Origin of the sequence: Erwinia sp. V71 (assembly GCF_965644245.1) — a bacterium.
GTDB lineage: Bacteria > Pseudomonadota > Gammaproteobacteria > Enterobacterales > Enterobacteriaceae > Erwinia.
On sequence record NZ_CBFFRK010000321.1, the window covers coordinates 1 to 278 of the forward strand.

General features: G+C 41.4%; 1 protein-coding gene. It reads left to right on the forward strand.

The genetic code is table 11. The features are described 5' to 3' along the window. Window positions 1-233, forward strand: a 233-nt coding sequence (locus ACSZO1_RS22815) for a hypothetical protein (RefSeq protein WP_437616693.1), incomplete at its 5' end; no start/stop codon positions are given. Window positions 234-278: the final 45 nt, after the last annotated feature.

A 278-nucleotide genomic window follows, 5' to 3' on the forward strand; every position in this document is an offset into this window, starting at 1 on the left:
GTTCTTTGTTCATTTACCATACGATGACAGGACGAAAAAATGGTTCCCATCGAATTAATCGCACCTTCCTTAACCACTGTAAACTGAAAGATAATTTTTCACTACGTCATCCTCTTGACAGTCTGACAACAGTGAATGCCTGTATGAAAGGGAAGAAGAAATATATCGTCGTACACAATGAAAATAATATTCTGGGAGTCATTGGCGGATTCAACTCCGAAGTGCAACGCTAAGCCGCCAATCTTAGCTCTGCAAACACCACAGACGGTTGCCTGAAT